This window comes from bacterium (assembly GCA_040755755.1).
Taxonomy (GTDB): Bacteria; SZUA-182; SZUA-182; order DTGQ01; family DTGQ01; genus DTGQ01.
The window spans coordinates 35772-52265 of record JBFLZW010000083.1 but is presented as its reverse complement, the minus strand read 5'-3'; the positions used below and the strand labels follow the sequence as shown (position 1 = coordinate 52265).

The following is a 16494-nucleotide window of genomic DNA, read 5'->3' as shown; positions in this document are numbered from 1 at the left end:
GGCCCCTGATCCCCATGAATGGGGATCAGGGGCCTATCAGGGTGAAATAAAATGAAAGGTATACTCAGCAAAATTTAAAAATTAGAAGACCATGGCTGGTAATTCCAGCTTGAAGTGGTAAATGACCATGATTGATAATCCCAACTTGAAGTGGAAGACCAGGGCTGATAACTCCAGCTTGAGGATGTTGAAGACCAGGGCTGATAGTCCATAGCGATGCTGCTATATGAATATGACCACGGTTGGTTCCACAAGGTGATAGTAGTAGTAGTACTGCTGGAGTAATCCGAAAATTTAGTCGCAGGCTGTTTTGGCGCTGCCAACTTGGTGTAGGTTCCGCTCACGGCATCACTCGGAACATCGCCACTCTTGAAAGCTTGAGCTTTGATAGTGGCGGTGTTGGTCAGAGTCAGAGGAGCGGCATAAATTGGCGAATTCTCGGTCGGTTCACTGCCATCAATCGTATAGCGGATAGTAGCCCCTTGAGTGGCGCAGGTGATCGACACGGCTACTGAATCGGTAAAAGTACGAGGCAGGGGAGAGAACGCAGGTTTGGCCACTGTTTCAACTTCCTCCGTATAGGTACTTCTGGCGGCAGCACTCGGAGTATAACCATCCTTGAATGCCTTAGCTTTAATAGTGGTGGTACTGGTCAGGGTCAGAGGAGCGGTATAGATTGGCGAATTCTCAATCGGCTCACTGCCATCAGTTGTATAGCGGACAATAGCCCCTTGGGTAGCACAGGTGATCGACACAGATACTGAACCATGAAAGATGCCAGATGGGAGAGAGAAGCCGGGGGTAGCTACTTGTTTTATGAGTTTCGTATAGGTTCCGCTTACGGTATCACTTGGGTTGAAACCGCTCTTGAAGGCTTTCGCTTTAATGGTTGTGGTGCTGGTCAGGATCAAGGGAGTTGAATAGGCTGAAGAGGTTTCAGTCGGTTCACTGCCATCAATCGTATAGCGGATAGCAGCCCCTTGAGTCGTACAGGTCAGTGATACGGTAATTGAATCACTAAAGGTTCGCGATACTGGCGAAATGGAAGGAATAGCTGCCTTTTCCAACTTAGTGTAGGTTTCGCTTGCGGTGTCGCTTGCAGTATAGCCGCTCTTGAAAGCCTTTGCCTTAAGAGTAGTTGTTTTTGTCAGTGTCAGGGGAGCAGTATAGGCAGGGGAATCTACTGTCGGCTCACTGCCGTCTTTAGTGTAGCGGATGATAGCACCTTGCGTGGCACAGGTGATTGATACGGACATTGAACCTGTAAACGTGACGGATGAGGGGGAAAGAACAGGTGTGGCCAGGACGGCTGCTGGAGGAGAGGATATTACCTGTCTGGTTGAATCATCTCCCTGCCAGCCATCACCCCCGTCGATCTCAGGGAGGACCGGATCGTCTGGGCTGGCCGGCAGAGGTTCTCCGGACGATGTCGATATGCTGTAAGAGCGCTGAGTAGTAGAAACAAATTCAAATCCTCTGATAATGAGTTGTCCGGTTTGGCTATCGTAATATGAATTCCAATAATCTTTCGTATTATAGAAAAACATTTTATTATCCAGGAAGTATTTTGTGGATCGAATTACATAATAGCCTGTTTGTCCTTTCTGGATACCATAGGCAGTGAGAATATTAGCCCCTTGCCCATTCCATCCCCATTGTCCTCCGATGAGCGGGAGATCGTTCCCGGCAGGGACAATGGGGCTGTTACCGGACCGGAAGTCGCTGGCATAGGTGGAATAAAAGCCCATTTCTCCGTTGGGGCCATTATATAAATAATACCCCATACGGTTTTGAGGGGCAGTGTTCTTCCATCCGGGCGAGCAGTCAGTCACATCAGCAGGTGTGAAGCCCTGCTCATCTGCCTGAGAGTCATCAAGGATGGCCTGAGGATCTTCCTCATACCATATCCCCCACCACCAGACCAGGTTTTTACCAAGGTTTCTCAATGTATAGGTGTAAGTATAGATCTGAGTTACCGGGTCGTACTCGATATTTTCTATTACCGAGACTCCCGAAGAAGTCTTCTCCTGAGGAGGACTTGAAGCAATACCCTCTGCTGCAATATCCTGGGCATAGGCATTGGGCATATACCCTACAGACAGGCATATACGAAAAAATAATCCACACAACATTGCTGTCAGGATTTTAAAAGGCATACATTTCATTTTTCTTCTTCCTCATTATGGTTCAAAGGCAGGTTTCAGGAAAAGCCGGGGGGATATATCGGCATTTTCACTCTGAGAAAAATGGTATCGAGGCTGAAAAGGCCGACCTTAGTCAATCAACTTACGCCGTGCAGTCCCCTGGGAAGACCGTATCGCAAACAGGCATTGCTCTTGCAGCAGGCAAGAGCCAGGGTCTCAAATACTTCCTCGGAAACTATCCGGGGTTGTTCATAAGCCTTTTTGACTTCTGTTTTTTCAGACAGCGTTTTCTTTTGTTCCATAATCCTACCTCCTTATACATTGATAATAACCTAGCTTACAACGATGGCTTGATATGGTAATGCCTGGATTTTAATCATAGCTGATTACAACGCTTCTCCTCTTCTCTCGCTTTCACCATCCAGCAAGCGGCACTGGAAGGCCCAAGAAGGTCTCCATCCTCAAGATAGGCTAAGCCAGGACACCTGGCACACCAGGGCAGGTAACTGCAGTCATTACAGATACGAATATCTTTCATCCGCAGTTTACGTATCCTGAGCATCTGCGGTGAATGATGCCATATCCAGTTAAAGTCATGATCCCGCACATTGCCGCAGAAAATGGGCAACTGAACACAAGGAGTAACATCACCTTCAGGAGAGATGAAGCAGACATAGTGCCCCGCACTGCAGGGCACTTCTTCACTCATCATACTTGCCGAACAGGCAAAGCTCTCTCGTGTTCCATTCTCCTTTTTCCGTTCACCCTGAAATATCGGATCAGCCAAAACTCTTCGTAAGTCCTCCTGGCCAATGCGGTACTTGAGTGTGTCGCAGTTACCGTCATCCCGGGCTGTGATGACAGGGTCAAAGGCATAATCTGCTCCGAGACTCACTGCCAGGTCATGCACTCTCCGATATTCGGAGAGGTTTTGCCTCATGATAGGACATTTTACCTTCACCGATATACCCTCTTCTCTCAGAAGACGGATTCCTTTCATGGTTTTCGTCCAGGAGCCGGAAACACCGCTGATCATGTCATGGATATGAGCATCAGCAGCATACAGACTTATATGAACTTCCTGGAGGTGCATCCTCTGGAACGCTTCGGCATTCTTCCTGCCTATCAGGGTTCCATTGGTAAAAACCTTAACCGCAAAGCCCATACTCCGGGCACAGCTTATAATATCAATCAGATCCTCCCGAAGTAAGATCTCACCCCCCGACAGCGTGAGAAGAAGGCACCCGGCCTGAACCAATTGCTTGAAAACCCGCTGAATATGCAGCAGGCTCAACTCCGAGCCAGCCCTGTCGTTTTGGTCCCTGTGTGTCTTCCTCCTCTTCCCTACGCAGCAGTGGATGCAGTGGAGATTGCATTTCCTGGTTAAGTTCATTTGGACAGCAATGGGAATTTTTTTCTCCAGGGTATAGGATATAATGTCCATTATAATTGGTACCTAATTCTTCTCTGACGCTTTTTCATCCTGCACGATCAATATTCCTTTCGTACAAAGCTCCTGAATAAAAATCTCACAATCCGACCTGATACTTTCAGGGCTGGCTGAATATTCAGACTGGATCACGCCGATAATTTCTCCAATGGTTTTTTGACCGGTGCACAACTCCCATATTCTTGATCCCACACCATTCAAGGTATGCAAGGTGTTGTCTCCCAGAGTCATGATCACTGCCTGCCCATCGATTATTCGCGAAGCTGTATTTTCATTCTTTGCGATATACTTCATAAGCATAAAATAATCTCCTGATATTCATTGTTCATATTCATTATAGTTAATATTTAATCAAATTTCAATATAAAACATTAATCATGATCAAAAAAATTATATCTATTATTTTTATCTATTATTTAAAGAATATATTTTAAATATTAAATTTTATTTATAAATTTTAACTCCTTCCAATTCCCTTACCCGCCCAGGAATCGACAATAAACCCTCGAAGTAATCGATACAGGGAAAGCAAGGGATTGAGAATGAGATATACAGAGGTACTATAAGATTGAGGAGATAACCCATAACGGTACGCAATAGCCTGCCGAGAGGAAAATATCACCTTCCAAATTGACCTGATAACCACCTTCTCATCGAGCAAAAACAATAAGATGAATTGGCGAAGGTCCTGACCCATCTTGCCATGAACAAGTCTCTGCTCCCGAAAAAGCGCCTGAAATATCCTTTGCTTCCCTGAGGCCAACCGATTGGATAATTCGTCTGCCACGTGCAATACTTGCAGGTCAAACATTCGACAGACCAGACCCAGGGCAAAAACCAGATTGTCGAGAAGGCCAAGCTCACAGGCCATGCCTATCACTTTATCCCAATCCATGTCGTGCTTATAATGGCTGATAACCTGAGCGATATCGACAAGTTGTTTGAGGAAAGCATATCGAGACATATGAGCGTTAATGGTCAAATAGAGCAGCAGTATTTCCGGTTCCATCCGGAAGCAGCTTATCCCATTCAGATAGTATCTATTCCGGGTATTCTGAAAGACTGTCTCCCACCAGCTTTCCATAGGCAGGACATAATCCCGTCTGTTGGCCAGCCCCCAGTGCAGCTCAACACAGAGGTTGTGGCCTGTTCGCCCTCCTTTCTCCATATGCAGGGTGTAGCAGTTGTTCGGAATAAGGACCTGCCTGATAGAATGATCGTGGCAATATCCCAGCTCTACCAGTGCTTCTTCAGCCCCGGCCAGGTCTTCTTCCCGAACCAGCAGATCAATGTCAGTTACCACTCTCAATGATATATCCGGGTAGACTTCCTCTGACAAAAAAATCCCTTTCAGGGGGACACTGATTATCCCCCGTTTTTCCAGGGCCATCAGCACCTTATCTGTTTCTGCCGAAAGAATGAGGTTTCTGGCCATGTTTGCCCGAAAGTTACTCTCCAGTCTCTCCCTGACCTGCCCCGGTATTCCTGTCCAGTTCACTCCTTTCAGGACGTGATAAAGTAAAGGATGAACCCCATGCGACTGTGCCCAGGAGAGGATGAGGTTCCAATCCATATTTTTTCCCATGGAGCTTCGGATTTCATCTGGTGAACCTGTCTTCTGAAGAAAAAAGCGTAAGCAAGCTAAAAAGAATTTTTCCTCTTTAGCCATTTCTCTCTGCGGTTTCCTGGTGTGTATGTCCCGCATACAGCAGGCACAGAGGCACAAAGTTGTTTTTCATTTTTCTCTGTGCCTCTGCTCCTTTGTGCCTACCTGATAAAGGTATTACTTCAGCCACTCCTTGAAGTCGCTCATAAACTGGTTAACAGCTTCGGTAGTCTTGGGATGGGAACACATCTGGATGAAAAACTTGGGCGGGACGGTAACAATATCTGCTCCAGCCTGCATGGCTTCATTAATATCCGCAATGTGACGGATACTGCCGACGATGATCTTTGACGGACATCCCCATTCTATGAGGGTCCTCTTCACGGCACGTATGACCGCCGAGGAATCATGACCGATATCCCTGATCCTGCCGCTGAAGAGGCTTACAAAATCCGAGCCTGCATCAGCCGCCATGACAGCCTGATTATACGACATGCAGCAGGTGCAGTTTACCTTGATACCTTTGTCTTTCAGTCGCTTGATCACGGATAATTCATCCCAGCCAATAGGGATCTTAATATTGAGATTCTCGTAGTGAAACTCCTCCACAAAATCCTCGGCCTGCCTGACCATCTCGGCTGCTTCGGTGGAGAAAACCTCCACACTCAGAGGAATATTGTGATAGCCATACTCCTTTACCAATTGGATAATCTTATGGATATGCACCTTGAAATCACATTTTTGCTCTTTCGCCAGGATCGAGGGATTGGTAGTGATTCCGCTGGGAAATCCTCTTCTGAGTGCTTCTTCAATATCTTTCAGGTTTGCTGAATCAATAAAAATTTTCATTCCTGACCTCTCTTTGATAACCTTGTCATTCTCGTGTTCCTTGATTTGAATGTATTACTCCATGAATATATCTCTATTTGACCGATTCCCATTTCATTTCCGAGACTTTCATTTTAGGATGGGAAACGATTAAATGCCAGATTATCCCCTGAAATGATTCCGTATGGGGAGTAACTGTTTCAGGGTTAACGGTTGGAATAACCACACAGGCGTCCGCTGCCTGTGCCGTGTACCCACCGTCACGGCCTACTATGCCAAGAACCTTGGCTCCAACCTCATGAGCATACTGGACCGCGTATACAAGGTTGGCGCTGATCTTCTTCTCCAGGTTTCCACCGCCGACAGAAAAGATAAATAATCCGTCCCCAGCCTTAATTCTGCTTCCCTTCAACCAACTGACAAATACCGTCTCCCATCCATCATCATTAATGCGGGCAGTCAGCTCAGAGGCATTATCCGTAGGGCTGTAGGCTTCAAAACCGGCAATCTTGCGAAAGTCGTTCACTGCATGGGATGCATTTCCCGCTCCTCCTCCGATACCAAGGAAAAAAAGTCTTCCCTGCTTTGCTCTCATATCAGCCAGAAGGTCGATCATTTTTTCTATTTCCGAAATTTGTAAAAGCCCGATAATTTTCTGCATCTCTAAAAAATAATCAGTTGTATAATCCATGATGCCATTCATTCTCCTTACCTTCATTTCTCGTTTATTTTCTCCCTGCCTGTTCCTTGCCGGGAAACCCTCCGATTACATAACTCCTCTTGTCCGATCGGTCTTCGTGAATATAGAGATTTTCATCGATAAATACTTCATTCTTCAGAGATATCCCGTCAGATATCTCCTGATAGCTGATTCTCAGATTTTCCCGGTACCTGATGACCTTTACCGCCTCCAGGAGACTGGGCACAATAAAGTCCGGTTTCACTCCACTTTTCTCTATAACCCGGCACAAATCACATTTAGGCCGGCCAATCAAGAAAGTAGTGCATCCTACAGCGGCTCCAGCCTGAATATCCGTCACGCTGTCACCAATCATATATGAGGCCTCAAGGTTTATCCGGTGCTTGTTGGCTGCCTCGATCAGTAGGCCTGGTTTTGGTTTTCGGCAGGTGCAGTCCATCACATACCGGCGATCTCCGCTCCCGTTCCCGCTTCCCTGAGGATGATGAAGGCACAGATAAATATCATCCAGGCTTGCCCCTTCAAGAGCCAGATCAGCTATCATTTTCTCCGTAATCAGATCTAAGACATGTTCATTAAAATGCCCCTTGGCTATACCAGGCTGATTGCTGACTACAACAGCCAGTAAACCGTTCCCCTTGATCTCCTTTATGGCCTGCGCCGCTCCATCGATCAGGTGAAACTGTTCAGGGGTAAAGGGACTATCGATTACCCCGATATCGTGGTGATAGATAATGTCGTTAATTACCCCATCCCGGTCGAGAAATACTGCTCTTTTCATTCCTTTCATGGTAATTTTCCCCTCTTGCGCCCGTGCTGACGACGTTAACACTTATTCTTCAGCTTCCAACCGAAAAATCTCCTGAGCCTGGTGATAATATTCCGGTGTATCTATAGAGATTAAAAATCCATCCATCGGGTAAGCATAAACCTCCATTCCCTCCGAAATCATCCTGGGAAGGAGATGATAGCCGAAGTCATAAAATATACCCTGCGGGATCAAGCCGAACACCGCAGGCTCCATCACGAGCACGCCCGCGTTCACGAAGTGGCTGAAAACCTCATCCGGTTTTGGCTTTTCGAGCATTCTCACTATCCGATGGTTATCATTAAATGCGATAATCCCGCTTTTGTGCACATCCTCACTCTCGATAAAGGACAGGGTCAGCATTCCTCTTTTTTCCCGGTGAAAACGCCTCAGAGCGGTCAGGTTGCAATTGGTCAGGTTATCTCCATAGAGGACAAGAACTTCTTCCCCCCACCCTATCTGCTCTTCGAAAGCCTTTACTGCTCCGGCTGTTCCCAAAAGACCCTCTTCAAAATGATACCGGATATGTACTCCCCACTTTCGGCCATCTCCAAAGTAGTCCTGAATCACCTGCGGGCAGTAGTGGAGGTTAAGGAAAATTTCCTCAATCCCATGCTTTTTCAGAAGCAGGATTCCGTGTTCCAGTACCGGCTTTCCCCCGATTTCCAGCATCACCTTGGGGATATTTCGCGTATACTGGCCAAGCCGTGTTCCTTTACCGGCAGAAAGAACAATTCCTTTCATGACAGATCCACCTGAAGTACCCTTCTTTGGATATACTCAATCGATCTTTTCAATCCTTCCTGCAGACTTATTCGCGGCTCCCAGCCGATTTCCTTCTCCCGGGAGATATCCGCCAGAGTGATTTGCGCCTCTCCCGGCAAATCCTCTTTATAGATTGGAGTCAGACCGGTTTGCAGGATTCCTTCAATGGCAGAAAAAATTTCATTGATTGAATAGTTCGTGCCACTGCCCACATTGAACGTTTTGCCATGTAATTTCTCATCATTCATAGCTAAAAGGTGAAATTGGTTGACATCGTCCACGTAGATAAAATCCCTCCTTTTTTCTCCATTTCCGTAAATTACCGGCCTTTCCCCCTTGAGCATTTTAATAATGAAAGAGCTCATTACCGGAGGCACTACGCGCCGCCAATCCTGCGCAGGACCGTAAACATTAAAATATCGCAAGGTAGTAATATTCATTCTATGGAGGTTGCGGTAACTCTCGCAAAAAAGAGCGGCTCCCCTCTTGCTCACTGCGTAAGTGCCGATAGGACATACCCTCTCTACCGTGGAGGGGAAATCAGGTACTCCCTCATATTCAGCCGAGGTATCCGCGTAGATAAACTTTCTCACCCTGGCTCTCCTGGCTCCTTCAAGAACATTTACTGTTCCATACACATTAATTCCGCTCGTCTCAAGGGGATTGCGCAGGCAGTCAATCAGGCAGTTTTTGGCAGCCAGGTGAAATACGGTATCCACTCCTTCAAATAATGAATAAATCTCCTGATCCCGAATATCTTTCTTATGAAAGATAACCCGGTGATCGACATTCTCAATAGTGCCGTGAGAGAGATTATCAATGCCCACTACCTTATACCCTTCGTCACAGAGGCATTTACTGAGGTTGCTGCCAATAAAGCCTGCACAGCCGGTAACTAAGACAATTTTTTTATTCATGATGCTTGATTCCTTGTGATGATTGTCTTATAACTTCACTCTATCTTATAGGGGGGCAATGGCCTAGAGCTCAACCGGTCTGCCAAGCCGGGCTGAATCATACACCGCTTCCAGCATTCGGTTGGCCTCGTATCCATCCTGCCCGCTCCCTAATGGTTCACGGTTTTCCCTGATGGCCTGTACCAGTTCCTTCCACTCCTCTTCCCAGGAAATATCCTCGGCGGGAAAATCAATGGTCTCCTCTTCCGGGGCTCCGCCCTCAGATCTTCGTCTTCCTGCTTTCAGCCTTTCCGGACCATAGCTTCCGCCCAAACCCTCTACAATCACATAGCCGTCACGGCCAAATACCTCAAAGGAGAAAATGTTTTTCCATTGAGTCCAACTGGTATGGAGAGAAGCAATCTGTCCGGTCTTTGTCTTAAACAGGGCAAAGGCATTATCCTCAACCTGCATGTTCCAGAACAAGGTGGGAAGATAGCCAAAAACCTCATGAAAATCCCCGGCAAACCACCGGAAAAGATCGACTACATGTACCCCCTGATCCAGCAATTCACCGCCACCGCACAAATTCTTATCCGCCCGCCATTCGCGATCATACCCCGGCCTTCCTCCGTGCCCGTACCTGCACCGCAGGAAGCTGATTTCACCAATCCGCCCCTCGTCAACAAGCTGCCGTGCCCTGGCTATTCCCGGATGATGACGGTGATTGAAGCCGGTCTTCAGCTTCACCCCGCTCTTTCTGGCAGCCTCTACCATTAAGCCAGCTTCCCGGGCATTCCTCCCCAGGGGCTTTTCACACAGGACATGCTTTCCTCTCTCCAGGAAAAATACGGCAATGGGAGCCAGAAACTTATTGACAGTAGCAATGACTACCGTCTCTATATCATCCCGCTGCCCCATCTCCTCCCAGTTCTGGTAGGTATCCGCGCCATACATTTGCGCCAGTTTCCCTGCCCGCTCAGGATTAACATCACAAACAGCCGCCAGCCTGCACCCTGGTGATTTCCCGATAGCCATAGCTCTCTTATTCCCTATTAAGCCTGCTCCTATAATGGCCACCTTCATGGTGATTTCCTCCGACTCGGTATTCCATCACGGTGGTTATTGATCATTGACTCACCCTTCTCAGCGTATATAAGTTGCCCGACATTATCGATGCAATCCGGTCCGGGCTAAACTGCTGCCAGTTGTCCCAAACCGCGCTGATGAGACGTCCACTCAGGCCATCAGACGCAGATGAAGCTAAAAAAACCGCCAAAGCCGCTGCCAGCTCAGGAGATGTCCCCCCTTTTTCGCTCCTCTCTCTGGCGTCCCTCAGTTCTTTCTCACCAGCCTTTGCTTCTGCCTCCAGTATCTCGTGCAGCATCCTTGTATTCACTGCCCCGGGGGCCAGAGCGTTGACGTCGATGTGATACTCTCTGACCTCCTCGGCCAGAATTTCGGTGAACCGGACAAGAGCCGCTTTTCCTGCCCCATAGGCTGAAAAACAGGGCCTTGAGGCAGCAGCGCCGCCACCTGACAGGTTGATGATCTTGCCTGCTTTTTTGGCTATCATGATTGGCACTACACTCCTGGTGCATCGCACAGTCCCCAGAAGGTTAACTTTGATGTTATCAGCCCAATCCTCACAATCAACTTCCCAGAATTTCCCGATAGGGCCCTGAATGCCCGCATTGTTTACCAGCACATCGATCGTGCCGAAGGTGTTCAGGACCTCGGCAACAAGTTGCCGTATTTCCTGCTCCTCCCTGATGTCAGCGCGGAAGCTGCGGATAGCTCCAACCCTTGACAGCTCTTCACCAGCCCTGGCTAATTCATCCTGATTCCGGCCGGTAATAGTTACCAAAGCTCCCTCTGCCAGAAATGCCCTGGCGATAGCCTTTCCTATCCCGCGGCTCCCACCAGTGATAATGGCTATTTTCCCTTTGAGTTTCATGGCCTTACCTTAACTTAAATTGCATGGATTACCGACATTCTCTTCTGAATCTGGGGTATGCTCCACAAGTGACGCCCCTGATATTCATTTTCACTGTTCACCAGGTTTACGAGAATCTTTGATCCTTCAAACTCAAAGTTAAACCGCATTTCCCGAAGCCCCATCATATGCATCGCCGTTCGTAACTGGTCATGGCCTTTCTCAATGTAAAACAGGAAAAAGCCTCCCCCTCCGGCACCGGTTATTTTTCCACCAAGAGCCCCATAGTCTTTGGCTACCTGATAAATCCGGTCAAATTCCAGGCTGGATATTTTGGAAGACATTTTCTTCTTATGTTCCCAGTGCTTGTCCAGCATCAGGCCAAAATCGGTCAAGTTCCCCTTTTCAATCAGCTCCTTGATCTGGTATCCGCTTTCTTTGATATAGTGAAGACTGTCCAGTACCGTCTTTTTGCTGTTTTGCGCCCCTTTATTCTGCTCACTCAGGATATCCATACTCTGCCGCGATACGCCGGTGTAGAACATCAACATATTTCGCCTGAGGTCGTCCACTACGCTGGGAGGAACATCAACCCGCATCACGGTAACTCTCCCATCCCTGGCAATCTCAAAGGCAGTCAATCCCCCGAAGGTGGCAATATATTGATCCTGCTTTCCGATAGGTTTCTTTAACTGCTCAATCTCGAGGTAGCAGGCTTCCTCGGCCAGATCAGGAAGACTGATATAATCACGCTTTAATGCATGAATAGCGTTCAGCAGGCCAACGGTGTAACAGCTCGATGATCCCAGCCCTGTCCCATCAGGAATGTCGGCTGATGAAATGACTTCAATGGCCTTTTCAATGCCCAGCATGCTCAGGGCAGCCCTGGCAATCTCGTGCTGGAGATCATCCCTGTGCTTGACAATTTCCGATTTGGCGTACTTTACCCTGACCAGATCATCTACTACCGGCCGGTTTAAATTAATAAACATATACTTGTTGATGGCAGCACTAAAGACAAACCCTCCGTATCGGGTATAATACGAAGGCAAATCCGTTCCTCCTCCTCCCAGGGTTATCCTGAATGGGGTTCTGGTAATTATCATCTCTCCAATCTCCTTACACTTAGGTTTATATTTCAGCCAGCCAGCAGCCGGCAGGTTTCTTGATATATTTCATACTTCCTTCCGCACTCACAGGTTGTCGGGGCCATTGGATCACTGACTTTCAGCTTTAAACCGCATATACACATCCAGCCCTGTCGCCTGGCAGGATTTCCAAATACCAGGGCATGGTCGGCCACCGTGCGGGTAACTACCGAACCAGCACCGATAGTTGCATAACAGCCTATCCGGATGCCGGGAACAATAACTGAACCGGCGCCAATACTTGCTCCCCGCTCAATGGTAATGGCCTCATACGGCTTGGGAAAGCCGGAGCGTGGAAACCGCTCATTGGTAAAAACAACATGAGGCCCTATGAAAGCCTGGTCCGCAACGGTGATTCCCTGCCAGAGGGAAATGCCATTCTTAACCACAACCCGATTGCCTATCGAAACGCCGTTTTCCAAAAAACAGTGCTCTCCGACATTACAATACTCTCCCACCACAACATCCTCTTGAATGTGGGTCCATGCCCAGATACGGGTACCGCAGCCAATCTTTTTGGTTTCAACTATGGCTAATTGGTGAATGAAGGGAGGCGGATTCACTTCTCGTTTGCTGCTCATGGGAACAGCTCCAGCACCGATTGAAAGATGCGCATCACTTTCAGCATATATACTCCATCGGTAAACGGGGTCCCTCTGGTTTGGATGCAGTGCAGGAAGTGGTCAATTACCCGGAAAAGGGGCTCTTCATGTCCATGCCCGATGAGATCTTCCCGCTTTTCTTCGATCCAGAACAGCCTGAGCTTGCTACCTGCTGCAAGATCATCAAATATCAATTGCTTCTTTCGATCACAGATCAACAGTTCGCGCCGCCGCTCCGGCAAGGTCCAGCTCAATCCGATATGAACAGGGAATTTGTCAGTATCCAGCCGGATAAAGGCCGTATCACAGAGGGTATTCGAGAGCAGATTGACCTTGTGACCGGCTTTTGGCTGAAACCTCGTGCCTGGCAGCAGGTAATTGAGAATAGCCAGATCATGGAACACAAGGTCCTCGACCACACTGATTCCATTATCCAGCATGGTTTCCTGCAGACGGCTTACATGGTGCAGACGAAGGTCATTTCCGTAGCGCAGGGATTGAATGAATACGATATCCGGAAAAAGATTACTTTCGAGCAGCTCTCTGATTTTCCAGACCGGCTCACTGTAGACAAAGGTGGAATCCATCATAAAGATGCACCTGTTTTGCCCGGCCAGAGCTGTAAGGTATTCAAGCTCCGCAAGGGTTTTGGTCGGAGGCTTGGTTATCAGCACATCTTTGCCGGCTGCCAGGGCACTTTTGGCCAGCTCAAAATGGGTTTTCGGTGGAGTGGCAATTACTATGGCCCTGATTGAAGGATCCCGGAATATCTCTTCAGGATCAGCCAACACGGGAGCGTTCAGATTTGCAGCAATTTCTTGACGGCGAACTGCAGAGGGGTCAACCCCTGTCACGCTTTCAACTGCGGGATGATGGAGTACATTCCGCAACAGCTTGGATCCCCACCACCCCAGGCCTAACACGGCTACTTTGCACATAAGTTTGTCTTCACCGCCTCTTCCCGAAAAAGTTCTTGATTTGGTTCACCACATAATTAATCTGCTCCTTCGTCAATTCCGGATACATGGGCAGCGATAGAATCTCACCGGCCATCTTTTCCGCCATCGGGAAATCGCCCCTCCGGTATCCAAGATGTGCATAGGCCTTTTGAAGGTGAAGAGGAACAGGGTAATGCAGGCCAGTACTGATCCCGTGATCAGTTAAATATTTCATCAGAGCGTCCCGCTCTTTTACCCTGACGACATAAAGATGAAATGAATGTGTTCGGCCCGGCTTGATCTTTGGAATGGCAACCTCCACCACGTCTTTCAGCAACTCACCGTAAAGGTTCGCGTTTTCCCGCCGCTTTTCGGTCCAGGAATTGATATAGTTCAGCTTGACGGAAAGGACTGCTCCCTGAATGCCCTCCATCCGGTAGTTATGTCCGATCACATGGTGATGATACCTGATCCTGGCGCCGTGATCATGGATCAGCATCATGGCCTCATAGAGGCTGCGATCATTGGTTATCACCGCCCCTGCTTCACCATAGGCTCCCAGGTTCTTGCCGGGGTAGAAGGAAAAACAGCCAACCAGGCCGAATGTCCCAACCGGCCTGCCGTTCCATTGGGCACAATGCGCCTGAGCGCAATCTTCGATCATCACAAGGTCATACTCCCTGGCCAGGGCTGCAATTTCATCCATGTCTGCCGGCTGGCCATAAAGATGTACCGGAATGATCCCCTTGAGCCTGGCCCACTCCTTTGCTCTCAGCGCCGACAGCTTCTGCTTCAGCTTTGAGACATCAAGGTTATAGTATTCATCACAGTCGATAAAAACCGGCTCCGCACCGCACAGGCTCACCGCCTCTGCCGTGGCAATAAAGGTGTTTACCGGAATAATCACGGCATCTCCTGACTGGATGCCTGCCGCCCAAAGAGCAAGGTGCAGAGAGTCTGTCCCTGAGCTGGTTCCAATACAATATGCTGCCGAGTGAAGCCGGGCAAAACCCTGTTCGAACTCCGCTACCTTCGGGCCCATGATAAAGGCAGCACTGTCCAGAACATCCTGAACAGCGGCATCAATTTCAGGCTTAATGGTTTGATACTGAATCTGCAGATCCACAAAAGGTACTTTCATCTGTTGTCAACTCCCTTTCATTCATTTTTGTATTTTTTGAATTTCCTCCTGATACCCTGCTTCCTTTCCCTGTAAAAACCACTGATACGGTTCTCAATAAAATCTCAAGGTCGAACAGAAATGAGCAATTCTGGATATAATAAAGATCCAGGATGACCATGTCGTCATAACTGACTTCACTTCGCCCCCTTACCTGCCACAGTCCGGTTATCCCGGGTTTTACCTGAAACCGCCGCTTATGCCACGGCTTATAAAACTGATATTCTTCAACTGAACAAAAACGGGGACCCACCAGGCTCATTTCTCCCCGAAAAACGTTGATAAGCTGTGGCAGCTCATCCAGTGAATGCTTTCGCAGAAAACGGCCCACCTTCGTGATCCGGGATTCATCCTTGACAAAAAATTCTCCATTGGTCCTCCCCTGGATGAAACTCTCCATGAACTGGAGGTGGCGATTTTTCCCTGCTTCATATTTTTGCTGCTCATCCCGGTTATCCGCATGGTGATTGAGCATGCTGCGGAACTTATAGGAGACAAAAGTTTTTCCTCCCCTTCCGACTACCCTGCTTGTATAGAAAACCGGGCCCTCTGAATCCCATTTAATGAATAAGGCAATGATCAGAAACAGGGGAGAAAGAAGGGTGCAAAGAACAGCGGATGCTATCAAGTCAACCGCCCGTTTGGCTAGCCGGTGAATAATACCTGTCTGGCGGGGAACGATCCGGAATGTCATGAGGCCGCCAAATTCCTCGGCCTCTATTTTCTCGGTCACCCTGGAGAACAGGTCTGAAACTACATGAATTACCAGTCCTGCTCTCTTGCACCGATCGATCAGGTCCAGCAATGCTCCCCTACTGATGTTATTGATGGCAAGGATGATTTCTTCGATCTTCCGGCTGGAAATGATGTTTTCCAGCTCATAGCTGTTACCGAAAACTTCCTTGCCGCAAACCCGGCTGCCAGCTCTTTTATGATCGTCAGCAAATCCAACAACCTGAAAATAATTTTTCGGATTATGCTCAAGGAAGGTGCAGACCCTGCTTCCCTGCTGCCCGGCTCCCAGAATGAGTACCCGTTTTCTTATCCTGCCTGTTGTAACCAGATAGTAAAAAAGCTTCGGTATAATTATGGCTCGAGCCAAAACCATGAAAAGGAAGCTTATCAGAAACCCCAGGCCAATCGTCAGCCGACTATCGGCGATGTATCCGGTTTTGAAGAAAAAGATGATCAGGATAACGGCGGCCAGGCATTTGAGATAGCATTTTAAAAGCGATTGGAGCTGGTGAATGGGATTCGTAATGGCCTGATATTTATATAAGCCCTCCAGTTGGAATATTGTAAGAAAGATCGCGCTGATCAATACCAGGGAGGGCGCATAATACCGGGGAAATGAATGTGGCCTGCCGCAGATGCCGGAAGCAAAGACAAACCAGAAAGCACTATGGAAGCCTGCAAAGATGAGAATGATATCGAAAGCTGCCATGCTTATTTTATGTTTGGAAAGTATCATAATACCTCTCTTACCGATGATA

At 48.1% G+C, this 16494-nt stretch carries 17 protein-coding genes; all 17 read right to left on the bottom strand.

Annotation, left to right across the window (positions count from 1 at the left end; translation table 11 throughout):
- Nucleotides 1-74: 74 nt before the first annotated feature.
- Entirely contained in the window at nucleotides 75-2165 is a 2091-nt protein-coding gene (locus AB1611_21565) for a chitobiase/beta-hexosaminidase C-terminal domain-containing protein (GenBank protein MEW6382173.1), read from the bottom strand.
- A gap of 116 nt (nucleotides 2166-2281) precedes the next feature.
- On the bottom strand, nucleotides 2282-2446 hold the full coding sequence (locus AB1611_21560) for a hypothetical protein (protein MEW6382172.1): 165 nt from the start codon (nucleotides 2444-2446) through the stop codon (nucleotides 2282-2284).
- Nucleotides 2447-2520: 74 nt separating this feature from the next.
- The gene (locus AB1611_21555) at nucleotides 2521-3588 is read right to left on the bottom strand and encodes a radical SAM protein (GenBank protein ID MEW6382171.1); all 1068 of its coding nucleotides are present in this window, start codon (nucleotides 3586-3588) and stop codon (nucleotides 2521-2523) included.
- A gap of 12 nt (nucleotides 3589-3600) precedes the next feature.
- Complete coding sequence (locus AB1611_21550; protein ID MEW6382170.1) at nucleotides 3601-3888, bottom strand: PqqD family protein; 288 nt, start codon at nucleotides 3886-3888, stop codon at nucleotides 3601-3603.
- Nucleotides 3889-4051: 163 nt separating this feature from the next.
- Complete coding sequence (locus AB1611_21545) at nucleotides 4052-5263, bottom strand: nucleotidyltransferase family protein (protein MEW6382169.1); 1212 nt, start codon at nucleotides 5261-5263, stop codon at nucleotides 4052-4054.
- Nucleotides 5264-5377: 114 nt separating this feature from the next.
- Complete coding sequence (locus AB1611_21540) at nucleotides 5378-6049, bottom strand: transaldolase family protein (protein ID MEW6382168.1); 672 nt, start codon at nucleotides 6047-6049, stop codon at nucleotides 5378-5380.
- Nucleotides 6050-6122: 73 nt separating this feature from the next.
- The gene (locus AB1611_21535; GenBank protein ID MEW6382167.1) at nucleotides 6123-6719 is read right to left on the bottom strand and encodes an SIS domain-containing protein; all 597 of its coding nucleotides are present in this window, start codon (nucleotides 6717-6719) and stop codon (nucleotides 6123-6125) included.
- Nucleotides 6720-6753: 34 nt separating this feature from the next.
- Entirely contained in the window at nucleotides 6754-7518 is a 765-nt protein-coding gene (locus AB1611_21530) for an HAD family hydrolase (protein MEW6382166.1), read from the bottom strand.
- Between the two features lie 42 nt (nucleotides 7519-7560).
- Nucleotides 7561-8280, bottom strand: coding sequence for a nucleotidyltransferase family protein (locus AB1611_21525; GenBank protein MEW6382165.1), 720 nt, complete (start codon nucleotides 8278-8280; stop codon nucleotides 7561-7563).
- Nucleotides 8277-9218, bottom strand: coding sequence for an NAD-dependent epimerase/dehydratase family protein (locus AB1611_21520; GenBank protein ID MEW6382164.1), 942 nt, complete (start codon nucleotides 9216-9218; stop codon nucleotides 8277-8279). The genes AB1611_21525 and AB1611_21520 overlap by 4 nt, the downstream gene beginning before the upstream one ends.
- Nucleotides 9219-9281: 63 nt before the next feature.
- Nucleotides 9282-10283, bottom strand: a complete 1002-nt coding sequence (locus tag AB1611_21515; protein MEW6382163.1) for a Gfo/Idh/MocA family oxidoreductase — start codon at nucleotides 10281-10283, stop codon at nucleotides 9282-9284.
- Nucleotides 10284-10326: 43 nt separating this feature from the next.
- A complete protein-coding gene (locus AB1611_21510; GenBank protein MEW6382162.1) occupies nucleotides 10327-11154 on the bottom strand; it encodes an SDR family oxidoreductase in 828 nt (275 codons plus the stop codon).
- Nucleotides 11155-11168: 14 nt separating this feature from the next.
- A complete protein-coding gene (locus tag AB1611_21505) occupies nucleotides 11169-12239 on the bottom strand; it encodes a galactokinase (protein MEW6382161.1) in 1071 nt (356 codons plus the stop codon).
- A gap of 32 nt (nucleotides 12240-12271) precedes the next feature.
- Nucleotides 12272-12862 carry a DapH/DapD/GlmU-related protein gene (locus AB1611_21500; protein MEW6382160.1) on the bottom strand — a complete coding sequence of 197 codons (591 nt, stop codon included), beginning with the start codon at nucleotides 12860-12862 and terminating at the stop codon, nucleotides 12272-12274.
- Nucleotides 12859-13821, bottom strand: coding sequence for a Gfo/Idh/MocA family oxidoreductase (locus AB1611_21495; GenBank protein MEW6382159.1), 963 nt, complete (start codon nucleotides 13819-13821; stop codon nucleotides 12859-12861). The genes AB1611_21500 and AB1611_21495 overlap by 4 nt, the downstream gene beginning before the upstream one ends.
- Before the next feature lie 10 nt (nucleotides 13822-13831).
- A complete protein-coding gene (locus tag AB1611_21490; GenBank protein ID MEW6382158.1) occupies nucleotides 13832-14962 on the bottom strand; it encodes a DegT/DnrJ/EryC1/StrS family aminotransferase in 1131 nt (376 codons plus the stop codon).
- A complete protein-coding gene (locus AB1611_21485; GenBank protein MEW6382157.1) occupies nucleotides 14916-16472 on the bottom strand; it encodes a sugar transferase in 1557 nt (518 codons plus the stop codon). The genes AB1611_21490 and AB1611_21485 overlap by 47 nt, the downstream gene beginning before the upstream one ends.
- Nucleotides 16473-16494 lie beyond the last annotated feature (22 nt).

What these genes read in the sequence shown, in the direction of transcription:
- AB1611_21565 (MEW6382173.1), bottom strand. Translation starts at nt 2,165, where the DNA reads ATGAAATGTATGCCTTTTAAAATCCTGACAGCAATGTTGTGTGGATTA.
- AB1611_21560 (MEW6382172.1), bottom strand. Translation starts at nt 2,446, where the DNA reads ATGGAACAAAAGAAAACGCTGTCTGAAAAAACAGAAGTCAAAAAGGCT.
- AB1611_21555 (MEW6382171.1), bottom strand. Translation starts at nt 3,588, where the DNA reads ATGGACATTATATCCTATACCCTGGAGAAAAAAATTCCCATTGCTGTC.
- AB1611_21550 (MEW6382170.1), bottom strand. Translation starts at nt 3,888, where the DNA reads ATGAAGTATATCGCAAAGAATGAAAATACAGCTTCGCGAATAATCGAT.
- AB1611_21545 (MEW6382169.1), bottom strand. Translation starts at nt 5,263, where the DNA reads ATGGCTAAAGAGGAAAAATTCTTTTTAGCTTGCTTACGCTTTTTTCTT.
- AB1611_21540 (MEW6382168.1), bottom strand. Translation starts at nt 6,049, where the DNA reads ATGAAAATTTTTATTGATTCAGCAAACCTGAAAGATATTGAAGAAGCA.
- AB1611_21535 (MEW6382167.1), bottom strand. Translation starts at nt 6,719, where the DNA reads ATGGATTATACAACTGATTATTTTTTAGAGATGCAGAAAATTATCGGG.
- AB1611_21530 (MEW6382166.1), bottom strand. Translation starts at nt 7,518, where the DNA reads ATGAAAGGAATGAAAAGAGCAGTATTTCTCGACCGGGATGGGGTAATT.
- AB1611_21525 (MEW6382165.1), bottom strand. Translation starts at nt 8,280, where the DNA reads ATGAAAGGAATTGTTCTTTCTGCCGGTAAAGGAACACGGCTTGGCCAG.
- AB1611_21520 (MEW6382164.1), bottom strand. Translation starts at nt 9,218, where the DNA reads ATGAATAAAAAAATTGTCTTAGTTACCGGCTGTGCAGGCTTTATTGGC.
- AB1611_21515 (MEW6382163.1), bottom strand. Translation starts at nt 10,283, where the DNA reads ATGAAGGTGGCCATTATAGGAGCAGGCTTAATAGGGAATAAGAGAGCT.
- AB1611_21510 (MEW6382162.1), bottom strand. Translation starts at nt 11,154, where the DNA reads ATGAAACTCAAAGGGAAAATAGCCATTATCACTGGTGGGAGCCGCGGG.
- AB1611_21505 (MEW6382161.1), bottom strand. Translation starts at nt 12,239, where the DNA reads ATGATAATTACCAGAACCCCATTCAGGATAACCCTGGGAGGAGGAGGA.
- AB1611_21500 (MEW6382160.1), bottom strand. Translation starts at nt 12,862, where the DNA reads ATGAGCAGCAAACGAGAAGTGAATCCGCCTCCCTTCATTCACCAATTA.
- AB1611_21495 (MEW6382159.1), bottom strand. Translation starts at nt 13,821, where the DNA reads ATGTGCAAAGTAGCCGTGTTAGGCCTGGGGTGGTGGGGATCCAAGCTG.
- AB1611_21490 (MEW6382158.1), bottom strand. Translation starts at nt 14,962, where the DNA reads ATGAAAGTACCTTTTGTGGATCTGCAGATTCAGTATCAAACCATTAAG.
- AB1611_21485 (MEW6382157.1), bottom strand. Translation starts at nt 16,472, where the DNA reads ATGATACTTTCCAAACATAAAATAAGCATGGCAGCTTTCGATATCATT.